The following is a 22527-nucleotide window of genomic DNA, read 5'->3' on the forward strand; positions in this document are numbered from 1 at the left end:
TGCGCTTTTAAGTACCAAGCGTTGATAGCCACAGACGCAGTTTCATTCCCCAATAACTCGTCCAACCGCTGGTGTGCTGCACTATTTTCCCTTGATAGAGGATAACCACGGTTGGAGTGACATTAATTTGCCACTGTGCCGACAACTGGCCTTGTGGATCATTAATCACTGGCAGTTGATAGCCTTTTTTACTCAGCCAACGCTCTACCTGCGGCGCATCACCAGAACGTAAGGCGACAGTCAGGACATTCTCCCCTTCTTGCACCAACTGATTAACACTGGGAGTAGTGAATTTACACACGCCACACCATGTCGCCCAGAAATAGATAAGTAAAGGTTTTTCCTGACTCATCTCTTGCAGGGAAACCGGCTTCCCCGCTAAGGTATGCAACGCGCTATCTGGCCAGTCTGCAGGGGCCTGTGGGCTGCGCAGCCAATCCATACCAAATGAAATGGCGGCTACCACGAGCAATAAAATAACTAACTCTTTACCCCAGCGCTTTAAACGGCTCATTGACTGGCCTGCGCCAGTTGTTGCTTAACGATTTCCTCTAATTGCGAGTATGAAATCGCTCCCGGCACCATTTGGTTGCCAATTAAGGTGGCAGGAGTGCCCTGAATACCTAATTGATCAGCCAGTTTCAGGTTAGTGCGCAACACATTCAAACTTTGCTCACTCGGCTCCACAGGCGTCACGCCGGTTTTTTTCTGTGCCGCGGCAATGCTGCTAGCATCATGGAACCCTTTTTTCGCCATCAAACGCTGATGAAAAGCCAGAAACTGATCTGGATGCTGCTGCCATAGGGTCAGTGCCAATCGTGCGCTGGTCACTGAACTTTCACCTTTAAATGGCAAGGGTTTAATCACCACAGCAACCTGCGGATACTCTTTCACTAATTTTTCCAGCAACGGATCAAATGTTTTGCAGAAAGGACAGTTGTAATCCGTAAACGAAACCAAGGTGAGCTGTGGTACTGCGGCCCCAAATCGTGGGCTACCGGGGTCTTGATACAGAGCGTGTTTATTGGTCTCGATAAATTGGTTCAGTTGTTGCCCCTGAGCCTCATTCGCCTGTTGCTGCCAAGCATCGACCGATTGCGCCAGAATATCGGGATTCGCTATCAACGTTTCACGAATCAGCTCTTTAATCCGCCCCTCTTGTTCTGGGGTAAAAGGTGCCGCCGCCCACAATGGCGTCGAAAATAGGACAAACAGCAATACAGTTAATATTCTCATTTTTCATTTCCTTTAGCGTCGGCCAATACTTTTAATAACACATCACGATCCAGCAGAGGGGAAAGCACGATGCCCTGTGGTTGTTGTGGCCCATAAATTTGATTGAACGGAATGGCGACACTGCCGCGGCTGCGTAAAAATTCAGTGATTTCGGCAGAAGGCCGAGTCCAGTCCCCGCGCAGTGCTACTACATCTGGCGCTTGCAAAGCAAGCTGTACATCATCGCGCATCAGCACGTGAATTTTGTTCACTTTGCACGTCACGCACCAATCTGCGGTGACATCGACAAACACACGTTTATGCTCGGCCAAAGCCTGTTTAATGGCGGACTCCGTTAATGGCTGCCACGGGATATTGTCATGTAGAGGTTTACGCCATAAATCAGCCGTCAATGACCCCACCAGCAACAAGCCCCCGACAAGCAACACCCCGATTAAACTGACGATAGCAGCAATTCGAATGCCATAACGCCAGCCAATGGCCAGTAACAGGGCCAATAATAATATTCCAGCAATAACCATCACGGTTTGCAGGCCAACATGACTCGTCATTAGGCTCAATAACCATAGGCTGGATGCCAACATCAGCACTCCCATCCCAATACGTAGATGATTCATCCAACGGCCGGGACGCGGTAGGCATAGCGCCAGTTTGGGCCATGCCGCAACAGCCAGCCACGGCAGACTCATTCCCACGCCGAGAGCCGTAAAAATCCCCCACAGTGCGGGTAACGGGGCCGCCAGTGCAAAAGCCACTGCAGTGCCGAGGAATGGCGCGGAGCACGGTGTAGCCAACAATGTCGCCAGTACACCCTGTCCAAAATGACCGGCCATACCGTGCGCCCCCGGTTTCTCAACACGGGGCGTAGCAATTCGCGTGTTCAGTGATGAAGAGAGGTGAATTTCGAACAGACCGAATAGATTGGCGGTAAAGATCGCAGTAACCAGCACCATAAAACCGATAAACCACGGGCTTTGGAACTGAATTCCCCAGCCAAGGGCATGGTTGCCTAGGCGCAAAGCACTCATCAATAACGCCAGCAGCCAAAATGAAGTGACGATCCCGGCGCTCGAGGCTAGAAACTGCCAGCGCACCTGACGGCGGGTTTGGTGCTCTGTTTGCAAAATAGAGCCAAGTTTCATCGCCAATACTGGCAGCACACAGGGCATCAGATTGAGGATCAATCCGCCCACAAGTGCCATCAACACCCAAGACCAAAACGTGGTTGAGGATTGGGGTAACGCTAATGCTGGCCCAACTGTCACCGTGGCTTCTTGCGCTAGTCCTCCATCGGTAATCACCATAGTCAGTGACTTTCCGTTCAGATCGGCGGAGCCCTCTCCCCAACCATCGGTGGCGGGTACTCGCACTGATAACTGGGCACCTTGCACACTCACTATCGGCTTGCCGAGATCCACATCGTCGAGCGTATCGAAGAACAGTTCCGGCTGCTGCCAACCTTCATCACGATGAGCAAGAATTTGCACTTCACTGTGACTAAAACCCGCCTGAATCTGCTGAGTCAATGCGTTAACAATCGGCACCTGCCCCATCGCCTGGGCAAAATCATGTTCGAATTGCTGCTGCTCTTCACCACTGACCGCAGAGGAGAGGTCAACGCTAAACGGGTAGTCAGTCAAAATACAGACATTGCTACAAGTCGACAGAGTCAAAACACCGCTTAAGATTTTGGGAACCTGACCAGAAATAACGATCGGCAATATTACCTGCTCATGATACCCCTGAGTTGAAATCCCAGACACATCAAAACGTTGTGGCACAGGCCAGTACCATTTAACGGACTCAAGTGGCGTTGCCCAAGCGATGACTGGGGCAATACCTCCCTCTCCCGGTGAACGCCAATAGGTTTTCCAACCTTTTTCCAGTTGGACACTCAATAACATACGGGTTTTATCATCAGCAGAAGGCTCGGCACGAATTTGAACCTTAGCATGGTCATTTTGTGGACGGACCAACCAACCACTGTCTGCAGCCCAAAGGGTGGGCATCCACAGCAGCAACAGACAAAACAGCGCTGTTTTGCTTAAATTGCGCATTTAATCTCTCCATGAATAAATTAAGCACAGCCACACATTGTGTCGCTATGATTATTCGCACAGTACGGTTTTTATAAAAATGGCTGATAAATGAAAACCGCACTTCGCGAGCTAGAGTTATTCAAAGAGTTGGGTTATTCCCGGAAAATACACAATCGCAGATGCACCCTCAAACCACTGGGTGATATGACTCTGGGCGGTGGGAACCGCATACTGGTGGGGATAATAGGGACAAGCAACAGCAGCAATAAACCCAGCGAGAAAATCGCTAATTCAAACAGAACCGGCGGTGAAGCCAGTAAAGATTTGGCACTCAATTCACAAGGTGTTGGTGCTTCATCAGCATCAGTGGTAACCACTTGTGACGATGATGTCAGGAGAAGATTTTTTTCCAACGCGTGCAAGCTAGCGATGCGCTGAGTCATACAAACCAGTATGACCAGGCAAGCCAGACAGAGGAACCACTTTGCCGCGCGTTGTCGTTTAAACATTATTGATACTTAATAATCTCATTCAGTTATTAGGCATCATCTTAACGATATAATTTCCATTATCAATGGTTGGTTGGTAAACAATAGTCAGCAAAAAGGTTCAATTTAGGTTTTAGCTGAAAATGTTTTGAATCTGGTTTCGGCTTGTGAGCGACCCGGACGGGGAATCTGTTCGGTGGTTAGCGCGTTATGTATCTCTTCTTAACCAAACGAAACCAATACATTTTTGGGCAGGACATTCATTCAAATCTAATAAGAATATATTGGTTGCTCACATTTACAGGTATTATACCAACTGCTTGGATCTCATACCGGGCCACCGATAAATCTCCTCCACTGCGAAGGACAGGTTATATGCAACCTTTGAACGGCCCAAGTGTACCTATTGCCACTGATCGCAATGTTGCACTGCCCAAAATGCCCTCTCCGGGTCAAGTGGAAGATCAGGCGCTAACCCCTGCACAGCGTACAACGCTGGAAAAACTGATTGTACGAATTATGGCCCTTAGCCCAATAAAATCAGCCGAAATCTGGGCTGCACTACGCCATGATTTATCTCTCAGCAGCACCAGTGATTTATTGGCTCGCCACTTCCAACCCGCCGAGCAATTACTGCAAACCCGGCTGTCGCAGGCTCAGGAAAATCACGCCAATCAGCAACTACGTCAGCAGTTGACCGAGTTACTACCTCAGGGTAATAACCGGCAAGCAGTCAGTGATTTTATTCGCCAGCAATTTGGTCATACGGTATTAAGCCAGTTAAGTCATACCGAATTACAACAAGTTTTGGTATTACTGCAATCTGGCACGCTAAATATTCCGCAACCGCAATTAACGACGATAACTGACAGACCGTTGCTCCCGGCAGAGCAGCAACATATTCAATCACTGGTGGCTAAACTCAGTGCCGCTACTGGGGAGCAACCAGCCAAAATATGGCAAGCCCTATTTGATTTGGTGAGTGTGAAAAGTCATGACCCGCTACCCGCACGCCATTTTCAGATACTCAGCCAGTTTTTACAGGCCAAAGTTGCCCTTAGCCAGCAAACAGCCCCCACGTTAGTGAATCTGCAAACCGTACTGAAACAGCCCGCCGATGCGCAAGAGCAGCAATTATTAATTGATTACACACAGAATCGCTTTCAAGCCAGCTCAACAACACCGCTGACACAGGCGCAATTGAACGACATTATTAACGTGCTATTTGCGGCCAGATTAGACCGTGCCAATACCGCCCAGCGCTTGGCTGAAGATCAACAAAGTCTTCAGCCAATCATTAACCCGCTTATTGCCGCACTGCCACAATCATTACAACCTTTGTTGCAAAAACCATCACTGGCTTTTGTAACGCTGATAATTGTGATGGTATTTTTATTGGCTATTTTTCTTTAATTAGCCGCTACCCGTAGATTACTGGCTCAGGATATTTTTATCTGAGCCACTCATTTTACAGTGCCAATAGCCCCCAACCAACCAGCGCACTCCAAAATAAAAAGGGCAGTGAATAGGCGTGGAATTTCAACCAAATCGCGGGTTCTCCCGCCATTCTCAGCGCAATTAAATTCGCCATCGAACCCAAAGCAAAACCAAAGCCACCGATATTCACGGCATAGGCGACCAATGCACTGGAAGGAAGATAATTCAGCAATAAGATTGTGGCCGGAACATTGCTAATCAGTTGGGATAAACCAATACCTAATATATAGGCCGCCGCCGTAGACAAAGTTTTAATTTCACCAAACAATGACTGCAAAGCAGATAACTCGGTCAGTAGGCGAACATCAATAAACATGGCCATAAAGACCACTATCAAACTCCAATCTATTGCTAATAAAACTCGCCGCGCCAATAACAATAAGCCCGCAAATACAATGAATAATCCATAACTTGCCAACCCCAAATCGACACAGACAATAAAAATTACATATAGCGCCAAACAACTTAGCAATAGGCGGAATTGGTAAGGGTAAATCGGGCTAGAACTTTGCTTAACAATTTTTCGCGCGGGGAAACGCCACCAGGTCACCGCCAAGAGTGTGAGCAAAATAGCTGCTGCCAAAGGGGCCATCTGGTGAGTAAAGCCAATAAAAGAGAGTTCGGAACGGCTCCATAACAGAATATTTTGCGGATTACCGATAGGCGTTAACAACGAGCCCGCATTCACGGCCAATGCAGAGAAAATAATCAGACGGGAAACGGGTAAAGACGATATTTTCTTCAATGTCAGAATCAGGGGAACAATGATAAACAGCGCGACATCATTCGTCAGGAAAGAAGACAATACCGCCGCAGACAAGACTAAAAATAGCGCCAGATGCCGTTCAGTATGTAACGCATTAATTATCTTGCGACCAATAAAATCAAAGTAGCCACTGACTTCAACCCCTTTTGTCAGCAGCATTAACCCCAACAACGTCACAATGGTGGTCCAGTCAATAAACTGTGGAAAGGCGCTAATTTTGGCTGGCATCATGGCCGTAAGACCAATACCCAGTATCACTAAAATATGCAGCAGGCGGTCTTTCAGAAAAGGTCTGAATACTGTTTTTACTGCACGATGAGTCGTTGCGAATAATGTCATCAGGAAATCTACAAATAACAGGGCTGACAAAGAAAGGTCACGTTAGCGCAGCCGATCGTTTTATGCCAGCCCCATTATCTGTCAACGGCCAAACTCAAGATTCAGCCGCTTCAAACTAGATCTGAGTATTTTGTTTCACTGCTTTTCTAAAATCATCCATTGAGCAAAATCCTTTCGCATCAATCGGGCAGCCTTCGATTTCCAACGTGACACGTTTTGGTGGTGCCTGAAGTGACAACGGTGTTTTATGACGAATTTGCTCGGTCGACAGATAAATATACTCAATCTTCATCAGATCTTTATTTTGTTTAATATCTTTCCAACGCTCAAAGACCACTTTGCCACTGATCGGGGTTCTCTCGTATTGATCAGGCAGTTGGTATTCTTTGGTTTTAAGTGCTGCGAGTAATGAAGCAATATTGGAGTCATGCCCAACCAATACTGCAAACTTCGCTTTTTGCGCGGCTAATTCATTCGGGGTTTTCTCACCCTGAGGATCAAGAGCAGAGCTAATAAAGCCCACTAATTTCTCGGCGGCATTATCTGCGATAGCAGGAGAGCCAAATAAAGTTTCATGGTAGAGGTTCTTGATATCGATTAATTTACGCCACTCTTCAGATGACTGAATCCGCCCCCAAGCCACATCTTTCGCCGGGAAGCCTTCATAATATTGCAGCATGAAAGCATCAGAGGCACCAGTCCCTAATTTCAGTGGGCCAGTAATGCCCGGTTCTTTATTTTGTACTAATACAATTTCAGTCGGCTGCATGCTCCAGTCACATTTCTTATCGACTAGACATGCTGGTGAATTTTTATAATCTAGGATGTTAGACAGTAAATCGTAATTTGGCTGTAAACGTTTGTTCAACCCCTCTACCCCACCCGGCCCTGCATGTTGATTAATTGAAGCCAACGCTTTTTCTTTAAATTCAGGGGTAACATCTAAAGTAATAATCGGGTTAAAGACAGGATCCATCTTACCGATTTCTTTTTGGTGGGTAACTGGAACATTACATCCGGGGAAAGCGCCAAATAAGAAATGCTGTGCGGTATCAATGGTTCTTGGCAAGCTGTTGGCGTAGGTAAATACCGTGGTTGGTGTCGGGCATCCGGTCGATTTGAGTAATTTGGTTTCTGCCAACCACTGGCGGAAATATCCCCCCATCATCGCCTCAAGTTCGGCCCCTTTGGGTGTCAGGTAACCACCAGGTGTACTCCATTCAGGCCATTTATCCGGGGTGGCACTGGAGAGCATATCGCCATAATTCACCAAGGGCGCACGTATCCCATGGCGGCTCATGACTAAAACCTGTTCAAGTTTATAATGACCGTTCTTATCCTGAGCCACGACCTTATCTTGAGCCACAAGATTGGCTGAAGCAGGTAAGAGAGTTGCTAATAAGGTCAGGGCGTACGCCGTCTTTATTTTTATCATCCCAAACTCCATCATCCGTTGGTGGTTTAAGTCGTCAATAGACTTTCGATTGCTACAGATTTGTTACAACAGAGATAATAGACGCAGGGGGGAGGTAAAAGCGGAGTCTCATCACAGATCCACTTATTATGTCAGGTCGACCAATTGATTTTTTTGTCGATGAATCTTGGTATTACCACAGATTTAGATGGTTATCCCCAGTCGGCACTGATGGTTAATCAGTGCTAGTGCTATTCTCTGCTGGGTAGGTTTTTATCAAACGAATGAAACCCCGACAAGCCAGCCATTATTTTCTACCGGGCATATCTGGAATAATCAAATCACCGCGTAACGCATAAGAACCCAGTACATCTTGGGTTTTCTCATTAAGCCATGTCACTATTTTCGCGGCCATGGCGTCCATCGAATATTCAATTGCCGGAATCGTCGGGATTCCCGGATAATGTAATGAACCGGCCAGACTAAAGACCATGATGTCATCGGGAACCGATTTATTAAACGCTTGAAGTTGTGGGATAACACTTTGAGCTTCCTGTTCATCCGCCACCAGCAAAGCATTAAAATTCAGCGTCGCGCTGCTATTAAGCAAAACTTGCAACGCAACCGATGAAGAGGATGAATCCATAAAAATCAGGTCGCGATTAAAAGGCAAAAAGTTATTTTCTAGCGCGCGCTTGTACCCTAACAGCACATCGTCCACATAACCGCTAGTGTCTGGGTTAATTAAAGCAATTTTTCTTCTGCCTTGTTTTATCAAATAATTGCAGGCAGTTTCTGCGGCAAAGGCGTGGTCAAATTGGATACTGTTCGCAGCGTCGGTATCCATGCAATCGACGAGAATGATGCTCTCATCTGAGAGATTAAGAGGGAAACGTGCACCAATAATGAGTACGTCATCACACAGCCCACAGGTCAGCTCATCAAGTGCCTGCATGACTTCAGCTTTGTTGTTGGCAAAGCGCAACAGTAAATGCTTTTGATGCTGACTGAGGTGTTTTTCAAGTGCGTACAAATAACCTGTCGTTTGGTTAATATTTTCTTGTGCGCAAATAACGCCAATGCAGCCTGTTGACTGACTTAATAATGATTGCGCGATAACATTTGGCCGATAATTCAGCTCCTCTACCGCTTTTAATACGGCCAGGCGGCTAGCTTCCTTAACGCCGCGCGAACCACTCAACACCCGTGATACTGTGGCTTTAGAAACCCCAGCTAAACGTGATACATCGTTGATTGTAGACATGATTCTCTCCTAGCAGGCTGAAGTCCTTGCCTGTCATTCCTAAATACAGCTCTGTCCTATCGATGACACCAGCCTTGAGTATAATCGTTTCCATTTAGCATGGAAACCGAATTTCCATCACGATCCAAAATAGTTATCCAACCTCCAAAGCTGTGATGTCCATCAAATAAATAATCCCTATACACACTGGACTTTGATGGCTATCACAGTTCCACTCATTTCGAATGGAAAACGGTTTCCGTAAGATGTCCAATCATTCGCGAAACAACCGCTTTTTCGAAATGGAAAACGGTTTCCGTAAGATGTCAAAATGTCATAAAAAGAGTGTTACCACGTTTTTCGCAATGCTTTTTTATCTTTTGAGGATGGTTGTAGATGTTCAAGATCATGTTGTGTTGCTCCGCTGGAATGTCCACCAGCATGCTGGTGAGAAAAATGCGGATCGTGGCTGAAGAAAAAGGTATCCCGGTAGAAATTGATGCGTTTGGTGTCTCTGAATTTGATATTCAGTTCTCACGCTATCAGGTAGTTCTGCTTGGGCCGCAAGTGAAATACATGTTAGGAATGCTGTCAGAAAAGGCGGCTGTTCACGGTATTCCCGTTCAACCCATCGATATGATGGACTACGGAATGCAGCGTGCCGATAAAGTCCTGGACTATGCTCTGTCGCTCATTGAAGCGACTCACTAAGAAGGTATTCACATGAGTTCTTTATATCAATCAATGGTTGCTGCTATTGAGCAAACTATTACGCCGTTTGCAGGACGTCTGGGACAGCAAAAATATGTTATTGCTATCCGCGATGGCTTTACCGCTGCACTGCCTTTTATGATCATCGGTTCATTTATGCTGGTGTTTATTTTCCCACCATTTTCTGCCGATACCACAATGGGATTCGCTCGGGCATGGCTGGACTTCTCTCAGACATATCGCGAACAATTAATGTTGCCATTTAATCTGAGCATGGGGGTGATGACATTCTTCATTTCGGTAGGGATTGGCGCAAGCTTAGGGCGGCAATTTAATCTTGATCCGGTCATGACAGGGCTACTGGCATTTATGGCATTCCTGCTGGTTGCCGCCCCTTATGCTGATGGCAAAATCTCTACCCAGTATCTTTCTGGTCAGGGGATCTTTACTGCGTTAATTACAGCAATTTATTCCACGCGTGTTTATGCCGCACTGAAACAACACAATATTACGATTCGTCTGCCAAAAGAGGTGCCTACCGGTGTAGCACGTTCTTTTGAAATTCTGATCCCTGTATTGGTCATTATTGCCACATTGCATCCACTGAATTTATTCATTGAATCGCAAACCGGCATGATTATTCCAGAAGCTATTATGCATTTACTGGCGCCATTGGTGTCTGCATCAGACTCCTTGCCAGCGATGTTGCTTTCAGTATTGCTGTGCCAGATTTTCTGGTTTTCAGGTATTCACGGCTCGCTGATTGTCACCGGCATTATGAGTCCGTTCTGGATGACCAATCTGGCAGCAAACCAAGCAGCACTTGCCGTCGGGGCAACCTTACCGCATATCTACTTACAAGGTTTCTGGGATCACTATCTGCTCATCGGTGGCGTGGGTTCTACATTACCACTGGCTTTCCTGTTGCTGCGTAGCAAGGTTACTCACTTACGCACGATTGGCAAATTAGGTGTTGTACCCAGCTTCTTCAACATTAATGAACCCATTTTGTTTGGTGCGCCAATCATTATGAACCCAATAATGTTCATTCCATTTATTGCCGTACCGATGATCAATGCTGTTCTGGCCTATACCGCCACCAAATTTGGCTGGCTTGCACAAGTCGTTTCCCTGACACCCTGGACGACACCAGCACCTATCGGCGCATCTTGGGCAGCGAACTGGGCCTTTAGCCCTGTGGTGATGTGTCTGGTCTGTATGATGGTTTCTGCACTTATCTATCTGCCATTCCTGCGTGCTTATGAGCGTTCACTGGTAAAAACTGAAGGGGAAAAAAATCTGAATACTGCCCCGTCACTTTCTGAAACTGCCCGTAGCAACTGATAACAACAAGAGACAAGACCATGAAATACCAATTTCCAGATAACTTCTGGTGGGGCAGTGCCAGTTCAGCGCTGCAAACAGAAGGTGAAAGTCTACAGGGGGGTAAAAGCCCCACGACTTGGGATGCCTGGTTTGCCAGCCAACCCACACGCTTTCACCAGCAGATTGGCCCAAATGACACATCGACATTCTATCGCAACTGGCGACAGGATATCGCATTGCTCAAGCAACTCAATCACAACAGTTTTCGTACATCGATAAGTTGGTCACGGCTGATCCCCAATGGGGTCGGAGAGATTAATCCAGAGGCTGTGACCTTTTATAATCAGGTGATCGATGAACTATTGGCCCAAGGTATTACGCCATTTATTACCTTGTTCCATTTCGATATGCCAATGGCAATGCAGGAGATCGGTGGCTGGGAAAATCGTGAAGTAATCGATGCCTGGAAGCGTTACGCCCAAGTCTGCTTTGAACTCTTTGGCGACCGGGTTAAATATTGGTTCACGTTCAATGAGCCAATCGTTCCTGTGGAAGGCGGCTATTTGTATGACTTCCATTACCCTAACGTGGTGGATTTCAGACGCGCAGCAACCGTGGCGTACCACACCGTGTTGGCTCATGCGACAGCCGTCAAGGCTTATCGTGCAGGCCATTATGAAGGTGAGATTGGCATTGTGCTGAATCTGACGCCCTCATACCCACGTTCGCAGAACCCAGCTGATTTAAAAGCAGCGGAATATGCAGACTTATTGTTTAACCGTAGTTTTCTTGATCCCGCATTACGCGGTGAATATCCACAGGAATTGATCGATTTACTGTGCGATTACGATCAGATGCCAATACGTCAGCAAGGAGATAAGGCGCTAATTGCTGAAGGGAGAATTGACTTACTGGGTATCAATTACTATCAGCCACGGCGAGTAAAATGCCGCGACAGTGCAGTCAATCCGCAAGCTCCTTTTATGCCCGAATGGTTATTTGATGCTTACGAAATGCCCGGACGCAAAATGAATCCTTACCGTGGTTGGGAGATTTATGAAGCGGGTATTTATGACATTCTGACTAATTTACGTCTTAATTATGGCAACCCACGCTGCTTTATTTCTGAGAATGGCATGGGTGTTGAGAACGAAGAGCGTTTTTTACAGGATGGTAAAATTAACGATCAGTACCGAATAGATTTTATTTCTGACCATTTAAAATGGCTACACAAAGGAATTAGCGAAGGCTGTAATTGTCTTGGCTACCATATGTGGACTTTTATTGATAACTGGTCTTGGTGCAATGGTTATAAAAATCGTTATGGCTTTATTCAATTAGATTTAGCCAGCCAAAAGCGTACTGTCAAAAAAAGCGGAGAATGGTTTACCGCTACCGCTGAGAATAATGGCTTTGATTAATGCAGGAATGAATAATGATTGAATTAGAAGAAGCAGTAATGGAAATTATTGTTAATGCTGGGCAGTCGCGCAGCCTTTGTTTTGAAGCACTGCAAGCTGCGCGTAAAGGTGACATTGACCGCGCCAAAAGCTTATTGCTAGAGGCTGACGACTTTGCTCGCCAGGCACACCATATGCAGACAAAGCTAATTGAGCAGGATGCGGGGGAAGCCCGGCAGCCGATGACATTAATTATGGTTCATGCTCAAGACCATTTAATGACATCTTTATTAGCACGGGAATTATCGGAAGAAATTATCCATCTTTATCAGCGTTAATATTACATTCGCAAATAGAAAAATATTATCCATCTTGAACGGAGAGATTATTACGCGAAGAATTTAAATTAAGCTCAATAAAATTACATTATAAAAACCTTATTTTGGTGATGGCATGATTATCCTGTCCTATCCGAGCGGGATAATTATTATCTAAATAATAACTTATTAAATTGAGATAGCGATGAAAATATTTAAACAGCTTCCATTAACAATGGCGGTTATCGCCGCGCTTTGCCCTATTTCCGTATTTGCACAAGGAACGACACAAACAGCAGCACAAACAATTACCCCTGAGCAATTAAATCAAATTGTTGCTCAAGCTGTAGAAAAAGCACTGGCAGAACGTCAGGAAAAGATAGATGCCACTCTGGTACAAAAAAAGAATGTCGATGTCGTTGATACGTCAGCAATCAAACCCTCACCAGAGACAGAAATTCCTTATGGTCTAAAATTCAATGCTTATGCACGTTATGGCGCGCATTTCCAAGCCGGTGACCAGAAATACATAGGTGTCGATGGCTCATATAATGGTTCTTCAGCTATTGGTCGTTTGGGGAATGAAGGCAATGGTGGGGAATTCCAACTTTCTAAAGCCTTTAAAGGTAATAACGGCGCGCTATGGGATGTGGTGGTCATGCTTGATCACTGGGGTGATGAAGTTAACCTGAAAAAAGCCTACGCTGGCGTCACTAACTTGTTTGAATCTCAGCCTAACGCCTATTTATGGGCTGGTCGTGATTTCCATCAGCGTCCACAACAAGGCATCAACGACTACTTTTGGATGACCCATGATGGGCAAGGTGCCGGGATTAAAAATCTGGATCTGGGTGTGCTTCAGCTCGATGCTGCAGCGGTCGGTTCAGTACAATCTTGTAGCCCACAAGTCGTCGCGGATCAGTCCAACCCATCGCGTATTACTTGTACCGGTGGCTCAGGAACCGGTGATAATGGCCACTATGCTCTGACATCTAAAATCCATGGTGTGAAATTTGGGCCAGTCAATTTTGAGCTGTATACCAACTATGGTTTTGATTCTAAAGCCATCGAAAGCGAAGAAAAACTGAAAGCATGGCAAACGGCGGTAGTACTCAGCCATACCGGCCAAAACATTGAAAATAAATGGGTGACTCGTTATTCAGACAACTCGGATAACAGCGTTTACAACAAAACTAGCGATCTTCGCACAGTTTATACCAGCGTCGAGGGGACTTATAAGTTCACGCCGCAAACCTCTGTCACCTATCTCGCCGCATTCCATGATTACGATAGAAGCAACCACAGCGAGGATAATCGCCGCAACTATGGTGTCATTATCCGCCCGATGCATTTCTGGAATGATGTTCACTCCACTTGGCTTGAAGCGGGCTATCAACGGGTAGATTACGATACTGGCGGCGATAACAGAGGCTGGAAACTGACACTGTCTCAGAACGTCTCCATCGATATGGGGGCTGATTTCAGACCAATGTTGCGCTTCTATGTCACTGGCGGCGAAGTCGATAACAAACATACCGCGACCACCACGGACACAGAAGATACTCGTCTGGATTCCTTCAACATCGGGGCAATGTGGGAGGCTTGGTTCTAACCAACCATACACATTCAGGGTAGCCGCTTCGGCGGTTATCCTGAGGCAATATCATCTCAAAAGAATCCTATCCAGCAATCATAAGACCTGGTTGTCTTAGCGTATCTCTGGCTGTTATCTTGATATCCGCGTGAAATAATGCCCTCGCTTGCCACGGATCACTTGATAGGAATAATAATGATGAAAATTTTAGGCCTAATTGGCGGAATGAGCTGGGAATCAACCATCCCCTATTACCGTATGATTAACCAGCACGTTAAAGAACAATTAGGTGGATTGCATAGCGCCAAGATTATTCTCTACAGTGTGGATTTTCATGAAATCGAACAGCTTCAAGCTAAAGGTGATTGGCAAACCGCAGCGCAAGTATTGTCTAATGCCGCAGTATCATTAAAACGTGCGGGAGCTGACATTATTGTAGTGTGTACCAATACCATGCACAAAGTGGCAGATGATATTGAGGCTGCCTGCGGATTACCGTTACTGCATATTGCTGACGCCACGGCGGCACAAATTAAGCGACAAGGGTTAAGCAAAATTGGTCTACTGGGCACCCGCTATACCATGGAGCAAGATTTCTATCGTGGTCGTTTAACACAACAACATAGTATTGATGTCATTACACCAGATAGCGCTGATCGAGAAATTGTTAATCGTATTATTTATGAAGAGCTATGTCTGGGCACCATCAATGACACTTCCCGCCAAGAATATCGCCGCATCATGGGGAAATTAGAGGAGCAAGGTGCACAAGGCATAATCTTTGGTTGCACCGAAATTACCCTGCTGGTGAATGCACAAGATGCCCATGTTCCGGTATTTGATACCACGGCAATACATGCCAACGCTGCCGCAGAGTATGCCCTGAAGTTTGAATAAATATTATCTAAAACTATGCCGCTGTAAAACGGCGGCAAAAATCAGCAGCATTAACCACTGATAATATTTTTGCCGGAGGCTTTTGAGTTATAAAGCATTCTGTCGACACGAAGTAATAATTGCTCCTGCGCCTCATTTGGCTCCAATTCAACCACACCCAGGCTCATTGTCACATTTATATTGCCTTCCACCGGCATCATCTCAATTAATTTTCGGATTTTCTCTGCAATACCTTTCGCCTCTGCTAATTGTGTGTTGGGTAAAACAATCATAAATTCATCCCCTCCCCAGCGGCCTAAAATGTCAACCTCTCTAATATTATTCCTAATTATGTCAACAATATGTGTCAGGGCTAAATCCCCGGTAGAATGGCCGTATCTGTCATTAATAGATTTAAAATTATCTAAATCTAACGAGAGTAATGACAGCGGTTGGCAAAAACGCTTTGCTCGGTGATATTCATGCTTGAGTACTTTTTCCAACAAATAACGATTTGCAGCGGAAGTTAATACATCCGTTTCGGAGAGAATCTTTTTGATATCTAACTGCTGCTTAAGTTGGAAATTGATTTCGCGTAATTCGGCGGTTCTTTCTTCAACTAATGCTTCCAGAGATTTATTTTTTAATTCCAATTTTTCAAGAAGATGTTTTCTATCATGAATATTCCGATGAGCACCGATCATTCTTGATACTGAACCATCGCGATTACGTTCAACCACTTTGCCACGATCCTCAATCCAGATATAGCTGCCGTCATGCGTCCTACAGCGATATTCTGTCTGATATCTTTCGGCTTGATTATTAATATAGGCATCGAACTGGTACATTACCCTTTCGAAATCTTCTGGATGGATAATTTTCTCCCATGTATGCACTGTATTTTCAAAGGCATGGGCAGGATAACCCAGCATTTCATACCAACCCGTATTACGATAAACAAAACCACTGTTTGCATTCCAATCCCAGATACCATCACTTATCACTTCAAGAATTTCATGAACAACGCGCTCATTTAAATCGGCAATCTTCACCTTCTGATCACTTTGATTATCGCTCATTGAACTACCCTGCTGTGTGAGTATATTAAAAAGCAAAAAATAGATTTGTTTAATTATTGTTTTAATATTGTGAATTAACGTTTTTGGGCAGGCAAGGATTTTTTAACTTAAAATTTGACTTTAAAAGAGTATAAATTCATTCAAAACAACGTTAATTTACGCTAATACGTTAGTATTCAATCACCTATTTTCTGTGTTGTTATCTATTTCGGTTATTTAGTATAAGATATTTTTATGAATAACAAGTGATCAACCAGCACTCTTTTATAGAAAAAGACGAAATTGATAAAAAAGGGTCAATTACCTAACTATTGCACTCTTTTTTGGGAATAGTGTTTATTTTATAGCGAATAAAAAAGCCCACGATCTCTCGTGGGCCTTATTATTAAGTATCAATCAGCAGATATAACTGCTCCTGACCTTATTTCTGATATTTACGCATAACCAATGTGGCGTTAGTCCCGCCGAAACCAAAGCTGTTAGACATCACAGTGGTCAGTTCACGTTTTGTTGGTTCGGTGATGATATTCATCCCCTCAGCCTGCTCGTCCAGATTTTCAATATTGATGCTTGGTGCAATAAAGCCGTGCTCAACCATCAATAGGCTGAAGATAGCTTCGTGGACACCTGCGGCCCCTAAAGAGTGACCGGTCATGGCTTTCGTTGAAGAGATAGCGGGTGTGTTATTGCCAAACACTTCACGAATGGCACCCAGCTCTTTCACATCACCTACCGGTGTAGATGTGCCGTGTACGTTCATATAGTCGATTGGGGTGTCGACACCTTCCATTGCCATCTTCATGCAACGCACTGCACCTTCACCTGATGGCGCCACCATATCGGCACCGTCAGACGTTGCGCCGTAGCCAACAATCTCAGCATAGATATGTGCACCACGCGCTAGCGCATGCTCAAGTTCTTCAACAACCACCATACCGCCACCACCTGCGATAACAAAACCATCACGGTCTTTATCGTAAGTACGAGACGCTTTTGCTGGCGTTTCATTGTATTTAGTAGACAAAGCGCCCATTGCATCGAACTCACAGGCCATTTCCCAGCACAGTTCTTCACCGCCGCCAGCGAAAACAACATCTTGTTTGCCCAGTTGGATCAATTCCAATGCATGGCCAATACAATGTGCTGAGGTTGCGCACGCGGAGCTAATGGAATAGTTAACACCTTTGATTTTAAATGGCGTCGCCAGACATGCGGAGACACCGGATGCCATCGCTTTGGTCACCATATAAGGACCGACGCCTTTTAAGCCACGCGGAGTGCGCATTGCGTCAGAACCAGCAACCTGATTGCGCGGTGAACCACCACCGGAACCCACAACCAACCCACTGCGGAAATTAGATACCTGCTCATCAGCCAAACCAGAATCTGCAATCGCTTCTTGCATCGCAAGATATGCATAAATGGAGGCATCGCTCATAAAACGCAACACTTTGCGGTCAATAAGGTCTTTTGGCTCTGATGCGAGTTTTACATCGCCCCATACATGACTGCGCATACCTGCGTCTTTAAATTCCTGGGCGAAAGTAATGCCAGAGCGGCCTTCTTGCAAAGACGCCAGAACTTCCTGCTGGTTATTACCAATGCTGGAGACAATACCCAAGCCAGTAATTACTGCACGCTTCATTCAATACCTCTTCCACTTATTTTACATTCGGGATTTTGCAACGCACTTTAGCGTACAGTTGTACGCCGAACAAGTCCGATCAGCGTAATATACCCAGATAATTTTCCGATTTGCACGAGGCGGGTCACATAGTTAGAATCGCCCCACCCCTTGAGATACGAGTCTTTAAACGTGAGTAATTCCCCAATCCAAACGGCAACATTGAGCTGGAATGAACAAGGTACACCTGTATCGGAACAGTTTGATGACATCTATTTTTCTAATGAAGATGGGTTGGAAGAAACTCACTACGTTTTTCTTAAGGGAAATGGCTTTCCTGAGCGCTTTATTCAGCACCCACGCCCAAACTGCATTTTTGCCGAAACAGGCTTCGGTACTGGGTTGAATTTTCTAACATTATGGCGCGATTTTGCTCAATTCAGACAACAACAGCCAACAGCCCAACTCCAGCGATTGCACTATATTAGCTTTGAAAAATACCCGCTTCAGGTCACTGATTTACTGGCGGCCCATAGCCGCTGGCCTGAATTAGCCACGTTTGCTGAACAGCTCCGCGCACAGTGGCCACTGCCACTGGCTGGATGCCACCGTATATTATTGGCAGAGGGTACCATCACGCTGGATTTGTGGTTTGGTGATGTCAATACTCTGCTGCCACAGTTAGATGCCAGTCTCAACAATCAAGTGGATGCCTGGTTTCTTGATGGTTTTGCCCCTTCGAAAAATCCAGATATGTGGAATGACACGCTGTTCAATTCAATGGCGCGAATGGCAAGACCCGGAGGAACATTTGCCACCTTTACTGCCGCCGGATTTGTACGCCGTGGATTGCAACAAGCCGGGTTTGAGGTGGCGAAAATCAAAGGCTTCGGGCAAAAACGTGAAATGCTGACGGGCGCGCGGCTACAGAACCACACATCCCCATCACTACCTTGGTATCACCGCCCTGCGGCAAGCCATTGTGATGATGTCGCTATTATTGGTGGTGGGATTGTCAGTGCGTTGACGGCATTGGCACTGCTGCGCCGTGGCGCCAAAGTAACGCTTTACTGCGCGGATGCACAACCTGCACAAGGGGCGTCAGGCAATCGCCAAGGTGCGCTCTACCCACTACTGAACGGTAAAAGTGATGCGCTAGAAACCTTTTTTACCAGCGCCTTTACCTTTGCTCGCCGCCAATACGATCAGTTCGTTGAGCAAGGCGTGAGTTTTGACCATCAATGGTGCGGCGTCAGTCAATTGGCGTTTGACGACAAAAGCCGTGGCAAGATAGATAAAATGCTACAGATAGACTGGCCAAAGCCACTAGCCCAAGCCATGAGTCGGGAACAACTCAGTGCTCTGGCTGGATTGGATTGCGCTCATGATGGCATTCACTATCCGGCGGGGGGCTGGCTTTGCCCATCAGACCTCACCCTCGCGCTGATGGTGCTAGCACAACAAAATGGCATGGCTTGCCATTATCAGCATGAATTGTCTCAATTAGAACGTGTTAATGGACAGTGGCAGTTACACTTCCAGCCGCCACGAGAAACCAAACAGCACGCCACGGTTGTGCTTGCGACCGGTCATCGCCTGACCGATTGGGAACAAACACGCCATCTGCCACTGTCTGCGGTGCGTGGGCAGGTTTCACACATTCCCACAACCCCGGTGCTGAGTCAGTTGCAGCAAGTGCTTTGCTATGACGGCTACCTGACGCCGGTGAATCCGACCAACCAGCATCACTGCATAGGTGCCAGCTATCAACGCGGCGATGTCACCACCGATTTTCGCGCCACTGAGCAGCAAGAAAATCGGGACCGTCTGTTACGCTGCCTGTCAGAAGTGAGCTGGCCGCAGCAGGTTGATATTAGTGATAATCAGGCTCGCTGTGGTGTGCGGTGTGCTATCCGTGACCATTTGCCTATGGTGGGAGCAGTGCCAGACTATGCTGCAACACTAGAGCAGTATCAGGATTTACAACAGCAAATAAAGCAGGGAGAGCCGGTGGATGTTGCCCCTGTTTATCCAGATCTGTTTATGGCCGGGGCCTTGGGATCACGCGGGTTATGCAGCGCCCCATTGGTCGCTGAAATTTTGGCAGCACAAATGTTTGGTGAGCCGCTGCCGTTAGATGCCACGACACTCGCCGCCCTCAACCCTAACCGTTTCTGGGTTCGAAAATTACTGAAAGGCAGGCCAGTGCAGCATCGTGCACCGGCAGCTTCTGAGGCAAACATGAGTAAGTGATTCGGGTAAGTGAACGCCGCTAACACCCCTGCGGCTTCAAGGAAAAGAAATCCCCAAAGTCATTGGAGTTGCAGGTAGGCAGCAAGCGAACGCATCCCGATGAGCTTACATCAGTAAGTGATTCGGGTAAGTGAACGCCGCTAACGCCCCTGCGGCTTCAAGGACGAAGGGGATTTTGGGCTTGCTCGAGCAAGCGATCCCACAACCCCAAAACTAACACCTGATCCGGCGGAGACAATTCACCGGCTTTGATAGCCTTGTCCAGACTATGCTGCACACGTGCATGCAACTGCTCGGCTGAAGTCTCGCCGTGCTCTTCGGATTCCGCCACTGCTAGTGTCAGATGACCACGTAAATAGCCACCCGCAAAGAGATCATCATCACTGGCGTGCTCTACCATGTCGTCAATTTGCGCTAAAATGTGCGTTTCGAAATCTGCGATCATCACTTTTCCTTAATAACCCACATATTTCAAACCACCACCGTGTTGACGGCTCTCGATCACCTGAATAACTGACTTGAATCAGCTCATTAAGATGAACGCCTTTGCCACCTGTCTGTGGTTTGAAATCTATTGGGTGTAAATTCTATGTTCTGTATTCAACGCAATTGACCTCACGGGTTAGTGACCTCGTGGCTTCAAATGCAAAGGATATGTTTAAACTAAATCTTCCGGGTAAGGGAAAAGTTCTGGTGCCAGCGGCGGCGTATTGTAAAACGATTGTAGCGCCTGAATAAAGCCCGCAGGTCGTGGGGATATTCCATTTTCGAGATGCCATAGTACTTGTTCACGTACTTTACGCTGGAATGTTATCCGATCAGGTTCACAATCGCCTTCCAGATTGTCGCAACTGACATTGAAAGGGAAACCCGCCGCAACGCAGAACATCCACTCCAGTGCCTGTGGTTTGATCTCGACTACCTCAAACTGGCTCTGGGTTAATGCATCACGCCCATCAGGGCAATACCAGTAGCCAAAATCTATTTGCTTGCGCCGCTCTTCACCGGCAATACACCAATGAGAGATTTCATGCATCGCACTGGCATAATAGCCATGGGCGAAAATCACCCGATGATAAGGAAATTGTTCATCGGCTGGCAGGTAGATGGGTTCATCATCGCCCTTTACCAACTGCGTATTATATTCATCACTAAAACAGGTATTAAAAATGCCGATTAATTGCTGATAATCATGGGTCATGCTGGGGTCCGTCAGAGCGGTATCGACAAGGATTTATCACTTTACCCTTGCCCCGATACCTTAAAGTTATGCGAAAACGTGTAATCCTAACCAAGAACTAATCTCAGCGCCGTGGCTGTCATAAAGCAACTTACAGCTCATGATAAATGACACTACGACAATCATTGGACGAATTAATTTCTGCCCTTTAGTCAGAACCATGTGCGCCCCAAGGCGAGCACCCAACACTTGCCCGACCAGCATCACCATCCCGATACTCCACACCACTTTGCCGCCGACGATAAAAAATATCAGGCTGCCCACATTGGAGGTGAAATTGAGTACTTTAGCGTGAGCAGTCGATTTTGCCAGATTAAAGCCACACAGGGTCACAAAGGCCAAAGCATAAAATGAGCCGGCTCCTGGGCCGAAGAAACCATCATAAAAGCCGACACCGCCACCCGCTATCAAGGCAAATGGCCACGCGGACAAACGGCGCTGTTGGTCAACTTCACCGAGTTTTGGTGTCACCAGAAAATAGACACCAATACCAATGACCAACAAGGGCAGAATTTGGCGCAAAAGATCAGCGCGCATATGTTGGACCAAAATAGCCCCCAACATTGACCCAACCACGGTGAGTGCGATGGTCAGCCGCTGATCCTTTAGATTCACCGCTCCACGGCGGATAAAATAAAGGCTAGCGGAGAATGATCCACCGACAGATTGCAATTTATTGGTCGCCAAAACTTGCGCAGGCGGTAGCCCCACTGCCAACAATGCCGGGACGGTAAGTAACCCACCACCACCGGCAATGGAATCAATAAATCCGGCCATTAAAGAGACTAAAAATAGTATCCCCAAAACCCCAGGACCAAGAGTGAACCAATCCATGATCTATTCCGCAGCGAAATACGCATTAAACATCATAAATGATTGATTTAAATGTTTTTTCATTTTAAATCCCATTTGTTTTATCCGGCTCATTATCCGGTTTATTGTTCACTGCTAAAAGTTGAGTATACCTGTCAGCGTGGGCATTATAAAAGGATGAGTGGCGAAATGAAGAAGTAAATATTTAGTATCTTATCGGCTGGTGTTCGTAAAAACAGATTGAACTCCCCACTCAAAGTGCTGTATAAAAA

Annotated in this window: 20 protein-coding genes; 8 read left to right on the top strand and 12 right to left on the bottom strand. The window is 46.3% G+C overall.

What is annotated here, in order from left to right:
* Positions 1 to 7: 7 nt before the first annotated feature.
* From HUZ92_RS04725 to HUZ92_RS04740, 4 genes are all read right to left on the bottom strand, one after another.
* Positions 8 to 514: a protein disulfide oxidoreductase gene (locus HUZ92_RS04725; protein WP_145580007.1), complete on the bottom strand. Its 507-nt coding sequence runs from the start codon at positions 512 to 514 to the stop codon at positions 8 to 10.
* Positions 511 to 1236 (bottom strand): DsbA family protein, encoded by a 726-nt coding sequence (locus HUZ92_RS04730; protein WP_050096866.1) that lies wholly within the window; start codon positions 1234 to 1236, stop codon positions 511 to 513. Before HUZ92_RS04730 ends, HUZ92_RS04725 begins: the two co-directional genes overlap by 4 nt.
* Positions 1233 to 3293, bottom strand: coding sequence for a protein-disulfide reductase DsbD family protein (locus tag HUZ92_RS04735; RefSeq protein ID WP_145580008.1), 2061 nt, complete (start codon positions 3291 to 3293; stop codon positions 1233 to 1235). The genes HUZ92_RS04730 and HUZ92_RS04735 overlap by 4 nt, the downstream gene beginning before the upstream one ends.
* Before the next feature lie 134 nt (positions 3294 to 3427).
* Entirely contained in the window at positions 3428 to 3784 is a 357-nt protein-coding gene (locus tag HUZ92_RS04740) for a copper resistance protein (RefSeq protein WP_145525290.1), read from the bottom strand.
* A 354-nt stretch (positions 3785 to 4138) separates the two neighbouring features.
* Between HUZ92_RS04740 and flk the strand changes: the two genes are divergently transcribed.
* A complete protein-coding gene (gene flk / locus HUZ92_RS04745) occupies positions 4139 to 5176 on the top strand; it encodes a flagella biosynthesis regulator Flk (protein ID WP_050096863.1) in 1038 nt (345 codons plus the stop codon).
* Between the two features lie 55 nt (positions 5177 to 5231).
* Here the strand turns inward: flk and HUZ92_RS04750 are convergent, their stop codons facing one another.
* The 3 genes from HUZ92_RS04750 to HUZ92_RS04760 all read right to left on the bottom strand — a co-directional run bounded on the left by HUZ92_RS04750 (position 5232) and on the right by HUZ92_RS04760 (position 9043).
* Entirely contained in the window at positions 5232 to 6365 is a 1134-nt protein-coding gene (locus HUZ92_RS04750; protein WP_145580009.1) for an SLC13 family permease, read from the bottom strand.
* A gap of 115 nt (positions 6366 to 6480) precedes the next feature.
* Positions 6481 to 7800 (bottom strand): bifunctional glucose-1-phosphatase/inositol phosphatase, encoded by a 1320-nt coding sequence (gene agp, locus HUZ92_RS04755; RefSeq protein ID WP_050096861.1) that lies wholly within the window; start codon positions 7798 to 7800, stop codon positions 6481 to 6483.
* Positions 7801 to 8086: 286 nt separating this feature from the next.
* Complete coding sequence (locus HUZ92_RS04760) at positions 8087 to 9043, bottom strand: LacI family DNA-binding transcriptional regulator (RefSeq protein WP_050096860.1); 957 nt, start codon at positions 9041 to 9043, stop codon at positions 8087 to 8089.
* A gap of 375 nt (positions 9044 to 9418) precedes the next feature.
* Between HUZ92_RS04760 and HUZ92_RS04765 the strand changes: the two genes are divergently transcribed.
* The 6 genes from HUZ92_RS04765 to HUZ92_RS04790 all read left to right on the top strand — a co-directional run bounded on the left by HUZ92_RS04765 (position 9419) and on the right by HUZ92_RS04790 (position 15267).
* Positions 9419 to 9733, top strand: a complete 315-nt coding sequence (locus HUZ92_RS04765; RefSeq protein ID WP_050295282.1) for a PTS sugar transporter subunit IIB — start codon at positions 9419 to 9421, stop codon at positions 9731 to 9733.
* A 12-nt stretch (positions 9734 to 9745) separates the two neighbouring features.
* Positions 9746 to 11077 carry a PTS sugar transporter subunit IIC gene (locus HUZ92_RS04770; protein ID WP_050096858.1) on the top strand — a complete coding sequence of 444 codons (1332 nt, stop codon included), beginning with the start codon at positions 9746 to 9748 and terminating at the stop codon, positions 11075 to 11077.
* Positions 11078 to 11097: 20 nt separating this feature from the next.
* On the top strand, positions 11098 to 12480 hold the full coding sequence (locus tag HUZ92_RS04775) for a glycoside hydrolase family 1 protein (RefSeq protein ID WP_050096857.1): 1383 nt from the start codon (positions 11098 to 11100) through the stop codon (positions 12478 to 12480).
* 14 nt (positions 12481 to 12494) lie between these two features.
* The gene (locus HUZ92_RS04780; RefSeq protein WP_050096856.1) at positions 12495 to 12797 is read left to right on the top strand and encodes a PTS lactose/cellobiose transporter subunit IIA; all 303 of its coding nucleotides are present in this window, start codon (positions 12495 to 12497) and stop codon (positions 12795 to 12797) included.
* A gap of 184 nt (positions 12798 to 12981) precedes the next feature.
* Positions 12982 to 14388, top strand: a complete 1407-nt coding sequence (locus HUZ92_RS04785; RefSeq protein ID WP_050096855.1) for a carbohydrate porin — start codon at positions 12982 to 12984, stop codon at positions 14386 to 14388.
* A gap of 180 nt (positions 14389 to 14568) precedes the next feature.
* On the top strand, positions 14569 to 15267 hold the full coding sequence (locus tag HUZ92_RS04790) for an aspartate/glutamate racemase family protein (RefSeq protein ID WP_174846792.1): 699 nt from the start codon (positions 14569 to 14571) through the stop codon (positions 15265 to 15267).
* A gap of 50 nt (positions 15268 to 15317) precedes the next feature.
* Here the strand turns inward: HUZ92_RS04790 and HUZ92_RS04795 are convergent, their stop codons facing one another.
* Positions 15318 to 16325: a sensor domain-containing diguanylate cyclase gene (locus tag HUZ92_RS04795; protein WP_050096853.1), complete on the bottom strand. Its 1008-nt coding sequence runs from the start codon at positions 16323 to 16325 to the stop codon at positions 15318 to 15320.
* A gap of 421 nt (positions 16326 to 16746) precedes the next feature.
* Positions 16747 to 17970, bottom strand: a complete 1224-nt coding sequence (fabB, locus tag HUZ92_RS04800; RefSeq protein ID WP_050096852.1) for a beta-ketoacyl-ACP synthase I — start codon at positions 17968 to 17970, stop codon at positions 16747 to 16749.
* A gap of 171 nt (positions 17971 to 18141) precedes the next feature.
* On the opposite strand from fabB, the gene mnmC reads away from it, so the two are divergent.
* A complete protein-coding gene (gene mnmC, locus HUZ92_RS04805) occupies positions 18142 to 20202 on the top strand; it encodes a bifunctional tRNA (5-methylaminomethyl-2-thiouridine)(34)-methyltransferase MnmD/FAD-dependent 5-carboxymethylaminomethyl-2-thiouridine(34) oxidoreductase MnmC (protein ID WP_050295280.1) in 2061 nt (686 codons plus the stop codon).
* Between the two features lie 157 nt (positions 20203 to 20359).
* On the opposite strand, the gene HUZ92_RS04810 is transcribed toward mnmC, so the two are convergent.
* The 3 genes from HUZ92_RS04810 to HUZ92_RS04820 form a co-directional block, all read right to left on the bottom strand.
* Positions 20360 to 20647 (bottom strand): YfcL family protein, encoded by a 288-nt coding sequence (locus tag HUZ92_RS04810; RefSeq protein WP_050101560.1) that lies wholly within the window; start codon positions 20645 to 20647, stop codon positions 20360 to 20362.
* Positions 20648 to 20860: 213 nt separating this feature from the next.
* Positions 20861 to 21403 carry an elongation factor P hydroxylase gene (locus HUZ92_RS04815; protein WP_050101559.1) on the bottom strand — a complete coding sequence of 181 codons (543 nt, stop codon included), beginning with the start codon at positions 21401 to 21403 and terminating at the stop codon, positions 20861 to 20863.
* Positions 21404 to 21469: 66 nt separating this feature from the next.
* Complete coding sequence (locus tag HUZ92_RS04820; RefSeq protein WP_050101557.1) at positions 21470 to 22276, bottom strand: sulfite exporter TauE/SafE family protein; 807 nt, start codon at positions 22274 to 22276, stop codon at positions 21470 to 21472.
* Positions 22277 to 22527: the final 251 nt, after the last annotated feature.

The sequence above is a fragment of the Yersinia vastinensis genome (genome assembly GCF_902726565.1).
In the GTDB taxonomy this organism is placed as follows: domain Bacteria; phylum Pseudomonadota; class Gammaproteobacteria; order Enterobacterales; family Enterobacteriaceae; genus Yersinia; species Yersinia vastinensis.